Origin of the sequence: Pelagibius litoralis (assembly GCF_011683915.1) — a bacterium.
GTDB lineage: Bacteria > Pseudomonadota > Alphaproteobacteria > Kiloniellales > Kiloniellaceae > Pelagibius > Pelagibius litoralis.
The window spans coordinates 1-12,659 of the sequence record NZ_JAAQPH010000027.1; the positions used below are offsets into that span (position 1 = coordinate 1).

13 protein-coding genes are annotated in these 12,659 nt (G+C 65.9%); 7 read left to right on the forward strand and 6 right to left on the reverse strand.

Going from position 1 to position 12,659, the window contains the following annotated elements:
• Positions 1-227 precede the first annotated feature (227 nt).
• The 4 genes from HBA54_RS24825 to HBA54_RS24840 all read left to right on the forward strand — a co-directional run bounded on the left by HBA54_RS24825 (position 228) and on the right by HBA54_RS24840 (position 3,425).
• Positions 228-662, forward strand: a complete 435-nt coding sequence (locus HBA54_RS24825) for a VOC family protein (RefSeq protein ID WP_167230072.1) — start codon at positions 228-230, stop codon at positions 660-662.
• A 44-nt stretch (positions 663-706) separates the two neighbouring features.
• Positions 707-1,711, forward strand: a complete 1,005-nt coding sequence (gene meaB, locus HBA54_RS24830) for a methylmalonyl Co-A mutase-associated GTPase MeaB (RefSeq protein WP_167230075.1) — start codon at positions 707-709, stop codon at positions 1,709-1,711.
• 389 nt (positions 1,712-2,100) lie between these two features.
• Complete coding sequence (gene rpmB / locus HBA54_RS24835; RefSeq protein WP_167230078.1) at positions 2,101-2,394, forward strand: 50S ribosomal protein L28; 294 nt, start codon at positions 2,101-2,103, stop codon at positions 2,392-2,394.
• 467 nt (positions 2,395-2,861) lie between these two features.
• Positions 2,862-3,425, forward strand: a complete 564-nt coding sequence (locus tag HBA54_RS24840) for a hypothetical protein (RefSeq protein WP_167230081.1) — start codon at positions 2,862-2,864, stop codon at positions 3,423-3,425.
• Here HBA54_RS24840 and HBA54_RS24845 read toward each other — a convergent pair.
• A complete protein-coding gene (locus HBA54_RS24845; protein WP_167230084.1) occupies positions 3,422-4,495 on the reverse strand; it encodes an esterase-like activity of phytase family protein in 1,074 nt (357 codons plus the stop codon). The genes HBA54_RS24840 and HBA54_RS24845 overlap by 4 nt on opposite strands.
• A 195-nt stretch (positions 4,496-4,690) precedes the next feature.
• Between HBA54_RS24845 and HBA54_RS24850 the strand changes: the two genes are divergently transcribed.
• The gene (locus HBA54_RS24850; RefSeq protein WP_167230087.1) at positions 4,691-5,458 is read left to right on the forward strand and encodes a dienelactone hydrolase family protein; all 768 of its coding nucleotides are present in this window, start codon (positions 4,691-4,693) and stop codon (positions 5,456-5,458) included.
• 197 nt (positions 5,459-5,655) lie between these two features.
• Here HBA54_RS24850 and cobT read toward each other — a convergent pair whose 3' ends face one another.
• The 4 genes from cobT to HBA54_RS24870 form a co-directional block, all read right to left on the reverse strand.
• Complete coding sequence (gene cobT / locus HBA54_RS24855; RefSeq protein ID WP_167230090.1) at positions 5,656-7,527, reverse strand: cobaltochelatase subunit CobT; 1,872 nt, start codon at positions 7,525-7,527, stop codon at positions 5,656-5,658.
• A gap of 24 nt (positions 7,528-7,551) precedes the next feature.
• Entirely contained in the window at positions 7,552-8,556 is a 1,005-nt protein-coding gene (gene cobS, locus HBA54_RS24860; RefSeq protein WP_167230093.1) for a cobaltochelatase subunit CobS, read from the reverse strand.
• Positions 8,557-8,632: 76 nt separating this feature from the next.
• Positions 8,633-9,199: a J domain-containing protein gene (locus tag HBA54_RS24865; protein WP_167230096.1), complete on the reverse strand. Its 567-nt coding sequence runs from the start codon at positions 9,197-9,199 to the stop codon at positions 8,633-8,635.
• 86 nt (positions 9,200-9,285) lie between these two features.
• Positions 9,286-10,227 carry a DMT family transporter gene (locus HBA54_RS24870; protein WP_167230099.1) on the reverse strand — a complete coding sequence of 314 codons (942 nt, stop codon included), beginning with the start codon at positions 10,225-10,227 and terminating at the stop codon, positions 9,286-9,288.
• Between the two features lie 90 nt (positions 10,228-10,317).
• On the opposite strand from HBA54_RS24870, the gene HBA54_RS24875 reads away from it, so the two are divergent.
• Entirely contained in the window at positions 10,318-10,596 is a 279-nt protein-coding gene (locus tag HBA54_RS24875) for a BolA family protein (protein WP_167230102.1), read from the forward strand.
• 40 nt (positions 10,597-10,636) lie between these two features.
• On the opposite strand, the gene HBA54_RS24880 is transcribed toward HBA54_RS24875, so the two are convergent.
• Entirely contained in the window at positions 10,637-11,854 is a 1,218-nt protein-coding gene (locus HBA54_RS24880; RefSeq protein ID WP_167230105.1) for an NnrS family protein, read from the reverse strand.
• A 102-nt stretch (positions 11,855-11,956) separates the two neighbouring features.
• On the opposite strand from HBA54_RS24880, the gene HBA54_RS24885 reads away from it, so the two are divergent.
• A complete protein-coding gene (locus tag HBA54_RS24885; protein ID WP_167230108.1) occupies positions 11,957-12,631 on the forward strand; it encodes an NnrU family protein in 675 nt (224 codons plus the stop codon).
• Positions 12,632-12,659 lie beyond the last annotated feature (28 nt).

Here is a 12,659-nt window from a genome sequence, read left to right on the forward strand (position 1 = left end):
GGTTCTTGCCTAGGGTCGCGCGGTCCCGCCCATCCGATCCCCGGGGGGTGGCCACCCCCCGGGGATCAACCCCAATGCTTACGCAATTCGGGCCGATCACCAACATGCAAGGGTCGGGGTGAGGGGGCTTTCCCGCGCAGCGGGAGGGTGAGGGGGAGCGGCTTCCCGCGCCAGCGGGAGACTGAGAGGGTTTTGCATTGGGCGTCGGCCCGCGCTAGCCTTTCCCGATGACGCCGAGCCTCACCCATCTGGCGCTGCATGTGCGCGATCTGGATGCCTGCATCGCCTTTTACAGTGATTTTTGCGGCATGAAGACGGTTCATGAACGCGACGATGGTAGTGATGACGGCGGTTTCCGGGTGGTCTGGCTGGCCGAGCCCGGGCGCGAGAAGGACTTCATCATCGTACTGCTGCCCGGCGGGCCGGGCCGTGATCAGGCCGAGGGCGACTTCAGCCACTTCGGCTTCGCGCTGGAGAGCAAGGCGGCGGTGGATGCCGTTGCGGCGCGGGCTGAAAGCGAAGGCTGTCTTGCCTGGGCGCCGCGCCAGGAGCCCTATCCCGTCGGCTACTACTGCGGCCTGCGCGATCCCGACGGCAACTTCGTCGAGTTCAGCTACGGCCAGCCCCTTGGTCCGGGGGCGGAGGGCGGTGCCGGGGCGTGATCTTGGGCTTGCCTTCCGGGGGCGGAACAGCCCATAAGCGAGACATGACAAAGGCTGCGCCGGAAAAGGAAAAGGCAAAGACCGCCGCGCTCGCGGATCAGATCCGTGCGGGCGACCGCCGCGCCCTGGCGCGCGCCATTACCCTGATCGAGTCGACCAAGCCCGGGCATGCGGAAGAGTCCGAGGCCCTGCTGGAGGCGCTGCTGCCGGACAGCGGGAACTCTGTGCGCATCGGCATCACCGGCGTGCCCGGTGTCGGCAAGTCGACCTTTATCGAGTGTTTCGGCCTGCAACTGGTCGAGGCCGGCCACAAGGTGGCGGTGCTGGCGGTCGATCCCTCCTCAAAGGTGAGCGGCGGATCGATCCTCGGCGACAAGACCCGCATGGAGGAACTGTCGCGCCATCCCGGGGCCTTCATCCGCCCCTCGCCGACCGGGGGCACTCTGGGCGGCGTCGCCCGGCGCACCCGCGAAGCCATGCTGGTCTGCGAGGCCGCGGGCTTCGACGTGATCCTGGTGGAGACCGTCGGCGTCGGCCAGTCGGAGACGGCGGTGTCGGAGATGGTCGACATCTTCCTGCTGATGCTGCTGCCCGGCGGCGGCGACGAGCTGCAGGGCATCAAAAAGGGTATCGTCGAGCTGGCCGATGCGGTGATCGTGAACAAGGCCGACGGCGACCTGGCTGCGGCGGCAGAGCGGGCTGCGGCGGAGTACCATGCCGCCCTCGGCCTGTTGCGGGCAGCAAACCCGGACTGGCGACCGCCGGTGCTGCGCTGCTCGGCCCTCACCGGGGCCGGGGTCGCCGAGGTCTGGGAGACGGTGCAGGCCCATCGCCGGGTCATGGAGGCCAGCGGCGCGCGGGCCGCCCGCCGCGCCGCCCAGGCCGGCGCCTGGATGTGGAGCGAGATCCGCGACGGCCTGCTGCGCCGTTTCAAGGCCCACCCCCGCGTTGCCGGCGAACTGGACAGCCTGGAAGCGGAGGTGCGGGCCGGCAGGACCACCCCGACAGCGGCGGCCCGCCGCCTGATCGGCCTGTTTCAGGGCGAATAAGGCGGATTTCAGGGGGTTTTGCTAGAGAGGTCCCTTCACCCTCCCGCTGTGCGGGGCCCTCCCTCTCCCACAAGGAGAGAGGGTAGAAGGACAGCGCTCTTGTTGTTTCCCCCTCTCCCCTTGTGGGAGAGGGTCGGGGTGAGGGGGCTTTCCCGCGCAGCGGGAGGGTGAGGCTTCCCGCCGCCGGAAGACGAAGGGACATTCGCTCCGAAATCAGCCGTTTTTGCCGCTTTCCCTCGGATTTGGGCTTTCGGCTTGACCTCTCCGCTCCACTGCCTTAGAAACCAGCCCGCACCGGGTGGCTTGCCGCCCGGTATCCCTTTTCAATAGCAGCATGGACTCCCTTTGCATTCCCGGGGGTTCGGGCCACAAATTCAGGATTTGCAATCATGGCACGACGTTGCGACTTCACCGGCAAGGGCGTTCAGACCGGCAACAACGTGAGCCACGCCAACAACCGGACACGCCGGCGCTTTCTGCCGAACCTGCAGGAAACCAGCCTGTTGAGCGATGTGCTGGGCCGCACGGTGCAGGTGCGCCTCTCCACCCGGGCGATCCGCACGGTCGAGAAGCGCGGCGGCATCGACGCCTATCTGCTCTCGACCCCCGCCGCCAAGCTCGGCACCAAGGCACGCGAACTGAGGCGGCAGATCAAAAAGGCGCAGGAGAAGAAGGCCGCCTGAACAGGCCGCTCTTCGTCCGACCAGGAAAAAGGCTCGCTACGGCGGGCCTTTTTTGCGCCTGGATTCCGCACCGCCGTAAATACCCGCACCGCCGTAAATACCCAATGATCGAGCGTGAGGCTCACCCCACTCCCGGCCTCCTCCATCAAGGGGGGAGGGGTTTTTTGTAACCCACCTCAATAAGTTGTTCCCTCCCCCTTGATGGGGGAGGGTCAGGGTGGGGGTGGCAGCCTATCCACCGAAAACCGCCGGTCAAGCAAGGCAACTTTGTTGTCCCGATCGCCAGATCCGTCGTTAAGTCGTTGCTCCGGAATCCAAATTACCAACAGCCTCGAAGCTTAACCGGACACCAGTGGGTCAAGCCCGAGTATGACGGTGGTGTTGGGTGGCGGGTGTTGGGCGGCGGGCTCTGGACCGCCTTGTCGAAATCGGCCAAATTCGATTCGACCCCAGGTTCAATTTGTCGGATGGACGACACGATGAACAAGTCCGCATACCAGAGAAATCTAGAGAAAGTGCCCCCGTGTTACCGGAAGGTCGTTGACGATCTCGATGTCCAGTTCGGTGCCGTTACGCATGATCTTTGGGTTGCAGACCGTTTGAATGTGGCTCCATCAAGCGTTGATTTTGCGCAGTCGATTCGAAATAGCGACCCTGACGAACTGACAAACCGTGAGCTTGACTACCTTGCGTTCACGGCAATCACGACAATGGGCGGTGTGCCGACGCTGAAGTTCGTTCTGCCACGTTTCTTTGCCGCCTATTTCGCCAGCCGGTTGGAGGGCTGGACTGTTGCTCCGGACGCCATGTTGGAACGTCTGCAGTTGGCCAATGTCGAGGAGTGGACGCCGCTGGAGCAGTTGGCTGCTTCACGGGCCCTTTTGGCCTTCGCTGAATCCGAGTTGGCGCTTTTGCGTGAGGACGTTGCGAGTTGGAAGGGCGATCCGGAGAAAGCCGTCGACGTGGAAATCTCGGCCGCAGCGGACTGGGCAACGCAGCGAATAGCGTCACTTTCGGAGTCACCGGCCTAGTTCTCGTCCAACAACTCGAACTGCACGATCAGCGTTCTTTGCAGGGCGTTGAAGTTGTCGTCGGAAATCAGGGTGAGGCGGGTTGTGCCGTCGGGCGCCTGGTGGACGGCGATGCCTTCGAAATTGTCGAGGGTGAGGGGCGGGCGCATTTCGGCGATCTCCTCGCCGACCAGGACCGCGCCGGGCCGGATTTCCGCGAGGGCGATCCGCCGCAGGCGCGCGGCCAGGCCGCCCAGCAGGGTGAAGCGCCGTTCCAGCAGGATGACATCGCCGGAGGGCAGCAGGGCCGCGCCGGTGGGATGGAACGACCCGGCGGGCCGCAGCGACAGGCTGTGCCAGGTGCCGGGCGTTTTTGCCCCGGCGGGCGTCGCTCCGAGGGGCTTCGCGCCGGGGGGCGGCGCGTCGCGGAGGTAGACGGCATAGCCGTCGCCGTTCTGTTGTTTTTCGGTGAAGGCGAGCAGGCGCCCGTCGGCCAGGGCGACCAGGGCTTCGATGCCGCCGTTGGTGCCGGCGCCGTTCAGCGCCGGTGGGGCCGCAAGGGCCTGCGGCGGCCCGGCGATTCCCTTGCCGCTGGCCGGCCAGCGCCGCAGGCGGTGCGCCCGCTCAAAGGCGGCGACCAGGGTGCCGTCGCCAAAGCGGGTCAGGGCCTCCGCGTCCTGCTGGCGCTTGCCGGACAGGGCCTTGCCCGCCGCATCGACCAGCGGTCCCATGCGCGCGGTCGTGATGCCGGTCAGATGACCGGCGGGATTGTAGGTAAGGCTGGCGCTCAGCCATTGGCCCTGGTCGGTAACGGCGGTCAAGGTCATGCCGTCTGGGTCGAGTTCCAGATCGGAAAGGCCGCCGAAGGCTCCCTGTATCGCGGTGACGGCGATGCCGCCGCGCCAGACCAGCCCGCCCACCCGCTGCTGTGTCTTGTCTTCCGGGTTGAGCGTCAGTGCACGGCTCTGCAGATTGAGCATCGACTGCCCGAAGGCCGATGCCAGGGGCAGCAGACAAAGCAACAAGGTTGCGGCGCAGAGGGCGACGGCGCGGATGTTGAAGGGGGTGCGGGGTGTCGCTCCGGATCTCACGCTGCGTGGTTTTCCTTTCAGAACAGCCTCGTCTCACAAAGCCGCGAGACCCTCTCGTCCGCCTGCGGCCTTCGCTCTACATTGCCCCCAGGCTATATTGCCTTCACGACGCCCGCGGCAATCAGCCGGCGCATGGTTCCACATCCATGCTATGGAACCTGGGCGGTTTCATGACCAATCGAGGGGAGATTAAGAATGCCAAACGTTGCGCGCCGTCAAGTACTGACCTCTTTGGCGGGAATCCCGCTGGCAACCATTCTGGCGAACCCTCAACTGGCGCGCGCCGCGGCCGCCGGCCTGGAGGAGGTTTCGATCACCACCGAGGGCGGGCGCAAGGTGACGGCGGCCCTGGCGGTTCCTGAAAAGACGCCGGCGGGTACCATCGTGGTGATTCACGAATGGTGGGGCCTGAACGACCAGATCAAGACCGTGGCGGCGGAATACGCCAAGGAAGGCTTCGTTGCCCTGGCGGTCGATCTCTACGGTGGCAAGGTGGCGGACCAGCCGGACGGCGCGCGCGCCCTGATGCAGGCGACCGATTCGGACGAGGCGACCGACAGCCTGAAATCCTGGATCGCCTGGCTGAAGAAGCATCCCAGCAGCACCGGCAAGGTGGGGACCGTCGGTTTCTGCTTCGGCGGCGGCTGGTCGCTGAACGCCTCGATCGCCGCGCCGGTGGATGCCACGGTGGTCTACTACGGCCGCGTCAACCGCCCGGCCGCCGATCTGAAAAACCTGGCGGGACCGGTACTCGGCCACTTCGGCACCGAGGACGGTTTCATCGACGAGGCCATGGTCGGCGGTTTCGAGGCGGAGATGGCCAAGGCCGGCAAGCCCTTCGAGAATCACTGGTACGTCGCCAACCACGCCTTCGCCAACCCCAGCTCGGCCCGCTACGACGAAGAAGACGCGGCCCTGGCCTGGAGCCGCACCCTGGCCTTCTTCAAGAAGAATTTGGGGTAGCTACTGGCCCGCTGACGCGGGAATCGGCTCTCCCCCTCACTCTCCCGCTGCGCGGGCCCCTCCCTCTCCCACAGAGGGGAGAGGGATTTAACAAGCGCATCCTTTTTGGTTCCCCCTCTCCCCTCTGTGGGAGAGGGTCTGGGTGAGGGGGACGCCTTCTGCGTAGCGGGAGGGTGAAGGGGGGCTCCGCCGAGCCCTTACTGCGCCCGGGCGCGGCGGCGCGGGGCGGGGTGGCTCATGCCCGGGCCTTCCTCGTCGAACAGTTCGGCGAGTTTTTCCATCACCGTGCCGCCCAGTTGCTCGGCGTCGACGATGGTGACCGCGCGGCGGTAGTAGCGGGTGACGTCGTGGCCGATGCCGATGGCCAGCAGTTCGACCGGCGAGCGGTTCTCGACATAGGTGATGACGTCGCGCAGGTGGCGTTCCAGGTAGTTGCCCGGGTTCACCGAGAGGGTCGAATCGTCGACCGGCGCGCCGTCTGAAATGACCATCAGGATGCGGCGCTGTTCGGGCCGCCCGATGAGCCGGTTGTGCGCCCAGAGCAGCGCCTCGCCGTCGATGTTTTCCTTCAGGATGCCTTCGCGCAGCATCAGGCCCAGGTTCTTGCGGGCCCGGCGCCAGGGGGCGTCGGCGGACTTGTAGACGATGTGGCGCAGGTCGTTGAGGCGCCCGGGGCTGGGCGGCTTGCCGGCGCCGATCCAACGCTCGCGCGACTGTCCGCCCTTCCACATGCGCGTCGTGAAACCGAGGATTTCGACCTTCACGCCGCAGCGCTCCAGCGTGCGCGCCAGGATGTCGGCGCTCATCGCGGCAACGGTGATCGGGCGTCCGCGCATCGAACCGGAGTTGTCGATCAGCAGGCTGACCACGGTGTCGCGGAAGTCCATGTCGCGCTCCTGCTTGTAGCTGAGCGAGTGCATGGGATTGACCACCACGCGGGTGAGGCGCGCGGTATCGAGGATGCCTTCCTCCAGATTGAAGTCCCAGGCCCGGGTCTGCTTGGCCATCAGGCGCCGCTGCAGGCGGTTGGCCAGGCGCGCGATCACCCCCTGCAGATGGGCGAGCTGCTGGTCGAGCAACTGGCGCAGGCGGGTCAGTTCTTCGGGATCGCAAAGTTCTTCGGCTTCGACGGTTTCGTCGAATTCCTGGGTGAAGGCGCGGTAGGCCTCCTGGTCCTGGGCGTTGCGGCCGAAGAGTTCCGGCAGCTGTCCCGGGCGGCCGGGATCTTCTTCGCCGTCGCCTTCCATCACCTCGGCGTCGGCTTCTGCGGCCTGCGGGTCGCTGCTCTCCGACTCGTCGCCGTCGCTGTCTTCGCCGTCCAGGCTGGTCGGCGACTCCGCGGTATCCTCACCGTCGGTCTGGGTGCCGCTGTTGTCCTGCTCGCTTTCTTCGCTCTGCTGCGAGTCGTCGCTGTCGTCCTGCTCCAGCTCGTCTTCCAGGCCGATGTCGATATCCAGATGCGTCAGCATATCGCGCACCTTCTCGGCAAAGACCGCCTGGTCTTCGGCGCGGTTGCCGAGCTCGGCGATGTCGTGAAAAATTTCCGGGCCGAGCACCGGGCGCCAGAGATCGACCAGCGCCTTGGCGGCCGGCGGCGGCGGGGTGCCGGTGATGGCCTCACGCGCCAGCAGCCGCAGGGCCTCGCAGAGCGGCGCGTCCTCGCGGCTGGCTGCGCGGTTCAGGCCGCGGTTGCGGTACTGTTCGCTGAGGGCCGCGTCCAGGTTCTGGGCGACGCCGGCCATGCGGCGCATGCCCAGGGCCTCGCAGCGGGCCTGCTCCACCGCATCGAAAATCTCGCGCGCTTCCTGGGAGCGCGGGCGGCTGTTGGCGTGCAGGCTGCCGTCGTGATGGCGCAGGCGCAGGGCCGCCGCATCGGCTTCGCCGCGCACCAGGGCCGCATCCTCCTGCGGCAGGTTGCGCGCCGGCAGGGTCACCTTCACTTCCTTGCCGACGAGGCCCTGGCCGCGCGGGGCGAAGTTCACGTTGATGTCGTCGCGCTCGGCAATCGCCCGCACCGTCGCCGCGGTGGTGCGCCTGAAGAGGTCTAGCGGATTTTCCGGCTGGCTCATTGCTTATGTCTCTGGGCCGCTACCTCAGGCGAGGTTCGCCTTGACCCCGGATTCCGGAAGCTCGCTGCCGAAACAGCGCTGATAGTATTCGGCAACGATCGGCCGTTCGATCTCGTCGCACTTGTTGAGGAAGGTCACGCGGAAGGCAAAGCCGACATCGCTGAAGATCTTCGCATTCTCCGCCCAGGTGATGACGGTGCGCGGGCTCATGACGGTGGAGATATCGCCGTTCACGAAGCCGCTGCGGGTCAGGTCGGCCAGCGAGACCATGGCGGCGAGGGTTTCGCGGCCTTCGGCGGAGTCGTAGTCCGGGCATTTGGACAGCACGATTTCCGTCTCTTCGTCATGGGGCAGGTAGTTCAGGGTGGCGACGATGTTCCAGCGGTCCATCTGGCCCTGGTTGATCTGCTGGGTCCCGTGGTAGAGGCCGGTGGTGTCGCCCAGGCCGATGGTGTTGGTGGTGGAGAACAGCCGGAAGGCCGGGTGCGGGCGGATGACCCGGTTCTGGTCCAGCAGGGTCAGCTTGCCCTCGACCTCCAGCACCCGCTGGATCACGAACATCACGTCCGGCCGGCCGGCGTCGTATTCGTCGAACACCAGGGCGGTGGGCCGCTGCAGCGCCCAGGGCAGCAGGCCTTCGCGGAACTCTGTGATCTGCTTGCCGTCCTTCAGGACGATGGCGTCCTTGCCGACCAGGTCGATACGGCTGATGTGGCTGTCCAGATTGATCCGGATGCAGGGCCAGTTGAGGCGCGCCGAGACCTGTTCGATGTGGGTCGATTTACCGGTGCCGTGATAGCCCTGGACCATGACCCGCCGGTTATGGGCAAAGCCGGCCAGGATCGCCAGGGTGGTGTCGCGGTCGAAGCGGTAGGATTCGTCGACTTCGGGCACGTAATCGCTGGTCTGGCTAAAAGCCGGTACCTGGATATCGCTGTCGATGCTGAAGGTCTGCCGCACCGAAACTTCGATATCGGGGCCTTGTTCCGGCATCACGCCGCCTTGGGCCGTAGGGTCTGCAGTCGCCATGAGATAGGAATTCCGTCGTTCAGAGTTTAAGAGCAGAGGACAGGGAGCGGATCTGCTCCTGTTCTGTTGAACATGACTAAAAGGCTGCCTTCAAGTCCGAATACGCCAAGTTGATGATTTTCAGCCGTTCTTCGGCCAGGCTGTCACCGCCGTTGCGGTCGGGGTGCAGTTCCTTGGCGAGGGTTTTGTAACGCGCTTTGACCTCTTCCAGGGTTGCATTGGGGTTCAGGTTCAGGGCCGCCAGGGCCTTGGCCTGCTTGCTGTTGGGGGGAAAGCGTCCCTTGCGCCCCGCGGTTTCGGCGGCTTCTTCCTCGAAAAAGCCGAAATCGTCGCGGAACTGGCCGTTGGGCGCGCCGCCCTGGGTTCGGTGGCGCCCGGCGAAGGGCCAGGTCGGGCGTTGCCAGACGGCGTCGCCGCGGCGGATTTCCTCGATCGAGTCCTCGCCCATATCTTTGAAGTAGTCCCAGGCCAGGTTGTATTCGCGCACGTGTTCCAGGCAGAACCAGTAGTAGCTGTTCAGCGCCTCGCGGGATCGCGGGGCGCGATACTGGCCGTGCTCCAGGCAGCCTGGACGGTCGCAGAGCTTGATGCCGCCGTCCTCGTCCCGGTCCGTTGGAGGGGGTATGTGTTCACTGGTTCGCATTGTCTGCGGAGTATGAAGACGGGGCCTTTGCCGTGCAAGGCAGGGCAGGGTTACCGGAAACGCGGGGCCCCCTGGCCGCTCTGCCGTCAATCGGCCGATTCGGCATGGGTGCGGGGCTTGCCGATTTTTTCCGCCGGCCTGGCTTCCCGCAGGTTCACCAGGGCCATACCGCCGATGATCAGGGCCAGGCCGCTGACCAGGGTGGCGGTCAGCGTCTCGCCCAGCAGGAGGGCTGAAAACAGCACCCCGGCGACCGGCACCGCCAGGAAAGAGAGAGAGCTGGTGATCGCCGGCAGCGCCCGGGTCACCGCGACGGAGGCCCAGAAACAGAAAGCCGTGGCGATGGGGCCGTTGTAGATCAGCACGCCGATGGCCTCCGGCGACCACACGATGGCGCTCCAATCCTCGCGGAACCACGACAGCGCGACCAGGGTGGGAACGGCGACCAGCATCTGCCAGGGGGCCAGCTCCAGCGGCGAAGAATCCCACTTGTGGGCGCGGACGTGGAGGATGCCGATCGACCAGGCCAAGGCGGCGCCCAGCAGATAGCCGTTGCCCAACAGGGCGTCGGTATCGTTCCAATCGAATCCCAGGGGATTGAAGAGGGCGGCGACGCCGCTGAGGCCGAGGGCGAGACCGAAGATCTTGCGCCCGGTCAAAGCTTCGCCCAACAGCCAGACCGCAACCGGGGTGACCCAGAGCGGGGTGGTATAGGCCAGGATCGCCGAGCGCCCGGCATCGACATACAGCAGGCCGAAGTTGATCAGGGCGACGAAGCCGGTCATCTGCGCCACACCGATGGAAAAAACCACCGGCAGGTCCTTGCGGGTCGGCAGTTTGAGGCGGCCCAGGACGGTGAGCAGGACGACGAAACTGGCCACGCCCAGCACCATGCGCGCGGCGGCGAACCATAGCGGCGGCATGAATTCCAGCCCGACTTTCACGATCGGCCAGTTGGCGCCCCACAACACGACAACGGCCAGCAAAAGCAGGCGCGCGACCGTTGGGCTGATAACCTTGGACGTCATGCAAATCCCGTTGGCAGAAGGGGGCCCATTGACAGGGGCGGGCCGTGGTCACACCTTCAGGGCCGAACATTCCCTGGAAGGAGCGGGCTTTTGGCGGTTGCTGAGACTATCGAGCGGAAATTGACGGAGGCCCTGGCGCCGCAACGCCTTAAGGTCGTGGATGATTCGGAAAAGCACAAGGGCCATGCCGGCTACCGCGAGGGCGGCGAAACCCATTTCCGGGTGGAGGTGGTCTCCGCTGCCTTTGCCGGGCAGAACCGCGTTGCCCGGCAGCGCCGGGTCTATGAGATCCTGTCCGACGAACTGGCCGATCGCGTCCATGCGCTGCAGCTGAAGACCCTGACCCCCGAAGAGGAAAGCGCCGGCTAGAGCGTTTTCGATCTGTCGTCGAAGAAGAACCGGAAAAGCTTCAGCTTCTGCGGATCGCCAGGATCGGTGTGAAGCGCAGCACGAAGATCAGGAATCCGATCGTCCAGCTTGCCGCGCCGAGGTGCAGAATGGCTGTCGGCTCGGTGGTCCAATCGGCCGCGACCCTGGCCGCTGCGCCGAGGAAGACCAACACATAGGCTGCCGAGGTGGCGGCGCCGGCCTGCAGTGCCTGTCCGGAATGGCCGAGGGCTGCCCGGGTCATCACCGCCAGGGTCATCATACCGATGCCGCCGGCGCCGAGGGCATGCAAGGCCTGCTGGCCGGAAACATGGTCGGGCGCCAGGATCGAGAGGGCGAAAAGCGCGAAGGCCAGCGGCAACCAGGCAAAGGCGATGTGAAGCACCAGCAGCAGGGGTTCGCGCAGGGTCGCCGGTCCGCGCCAGCGTGCCAGCCGCCAGAGGTTGGCGGCGGCGGCGATGGTGAAACCGGCGCCGGTGACCGCTGCCTCCGGCAAGGCGACCCAACAGACCAGCGCCACCAGACTGATGCCCAGGGCGATCTTGTCGTAGGATCCAAAAGGCGCGGGCAGGCTGGTTGCCTGTTGTTTCTTCAGCCAGTTGGTCGTGAAGCTTGGGATGATGCGCCCGCCGACCAGCAGGATCATCATCGCCGCCGTGGCGAAACCGATCCTCATGCCGAGCGCAACCTCGCCGATCAGGAAGACAGCCTGCGCCGCCGCCAGCGTGGTCACCAGCAGACAGATCGGCAGGTTGCGGTGATTGCCGGCGGCGATCACTTCGCGCCAGACCACCGCCGACAAGGCGACGAGAAAGGCGAGCGCAACGGCAATGCCCGCCGCGCCTCCGGCATCGAGCAGCATGGCGGTCCGGCCTGCGAGCCAGAGGCCGAAGAGCGCCATCAAAGCCCTGCCGGCGATCGGCAGGCGGCCGGTCCAGTTGGGTATGGCGGTCAGCAGGAATCCGGCCAGGGCGGCGCTCAGGTAGCCGAACAGCATTTCGTGGATGTGCCAGGCCAGCGGATCGGGCACGCCGGGCAATGTGACCGCGCCCAGGAACTGCAGCATCCACAGCGGCAGGGCAACGACGGCCAGGACCCCGGCGGCCAGAAAGAAGGGTCGAAAGCCCTGTGAGAAGATCGCCGGGCCGTTATAGGCAAGTCGCCGCCCGCCGGGCGTCGTTGCCGTGGCGGCTTTGCCCGCTTCGCCATTCTCGGTTGTTTCTGACAGAACCGTCGTCATAGATAGCAATGGTCTGGAAGAGCCTGACCGGAGTCAATCGCCACGGTCGTTGCCCGGGATATGCTGGGGGTTGCGCGACCGCTTGTTTCGAAGGTCTGCACGATGATCGAGTTTGCCGCCGCTATCCTGGTTTTCCTGGCCGCCCACGTCCTGCCCGCGGCGACGGGCCTGCGTGGTTTTCTGATCGCCAAGATCGGACGGCGACTTTATGTCACAGGCTATTCGCTGGTTTCGCTGGCAACGATTGCCTGGGTGATCGCCGCGGCATTGACCGCACCCTATATCGAAATCTGGCCGCCTGGCCGCGCGGCCGCAGTGGTGGCGATCCTCGCCATGCTGCCGGCCTGTATCCTCTTTGCCGGCGCGGCGCTGCGCCCCAACCCGCTTTCGGTTTCCTTCGCCGGCGGGATGACCGATGCGCAACGACCCGGCCTGCTGGCCGTGACGCGCCACCCCATCCTCTGGGCTTTCTTCTTCTGGGCATCGGGCCATGCGGTGGCCAACGGGGATCTCGTGGCGCTGATTCTGTTCGGGGCTTTTGCCGTTTTCAGCCTGTTCGGCATGAGGCGCCTGGAGCGCCGGGCGGGTGGGCGCTTGTCCGCCGCGGACCTTGCCGCCGCCAGGGCAATCGCGGAAGGCCCCTTGAGCCGGCGCCTTGCCGCCGCCATGACGTTGCGGACTGCCGTCGAACTGCTGCTGGGGCTGTTGCTTTATGCCGTGTTTCTGCACCTGCATGGCCCGGTGATCGGGGTCGATCCCCTGGCCTATTTCATCTGAGGGACCCTGTCGCCCGTGTATAGGGCGC

Excerpts from the sequence above, each read along its gene's own strand:
- HBA54_RS24825 (WP_167230072.1), top strand. The coding sequence starts at position 228 with ATGACGCCGAGCCTCACCCATCTGGCGCTGCATGTGCGCGATCTGGAT.
- meaB (WP_167230075.1), top strand. The coding sequence starts at position 707 with ATGACAAAGGCTGCGCCGGAAAAGGAAAAGGCAAAGACCGCCGCGCTC.
- rpmB (WP_167230078.1), top strand. The coding sequence starts at position 2,101 with ATGGCACGACGTTGCGACTTCACCGGCAAGGGCGTTCAGACCGGCAAC.
- HBA54_RS24840 (WP_167230081.1), top strand. The coding sequence starts at position 2,862 with ATGGACGACACGATGAACAAGTCCGCATACCAGAGAAATCTAGAGAAA.
- HBA54_RS24850 (WP_167230087.1), top strand. The coding sequence starts at position 4,691 with ATGCCAAACGTTGCGCGCCGTCAAGTACTGACCTCTTTGGCGGGAATC.
- cobT (WP_167230090.1), bottom strand. The coding sequence starts at position 7,527 with ATGAGCCAGCCGGAAAATCCGCTAGACCTCTTCAGGCGCACCACCGCG.
- cobS (WP_167230093.1), bottom strand. The coding sequence starts at position 8,556 with ATGGCGACTGCAGACCCTACGGCCCAAGGCGGCGTGATGCCGGAACAA.
- HBA54_RS24865 (WP_167230096.1), bottom strand. The coding sequence starts at position 9,199 with ATGCGAACCAGTGAACACATACCCCCTCCAACGGACCGGGACGAGGAC.
- HBA54_RS24870 (WP_167230099.1), bottom strand. The coding sequence starts at position 10,227 with ATGACGTCCAAGGTTATCAGCCCAACGGTCGCGCGCCTGCTTTTGCTG.
- HBA54_RS24880 (WP_167230105.1), bottom strand. The coding sequence starts at position 11,854 with ATGACGACGGTTCTGTCAGAAACAACCGAGAATGGCGAAGCGGGCAAA.
- HBA54_RS24885 (WP_167230108.1), top strand. The coding sequence starts at position 11,957 with ATGATCGAGTTTGCCGCCGCTATCCTGGTTTTCCTGGCCGCCCACGTC.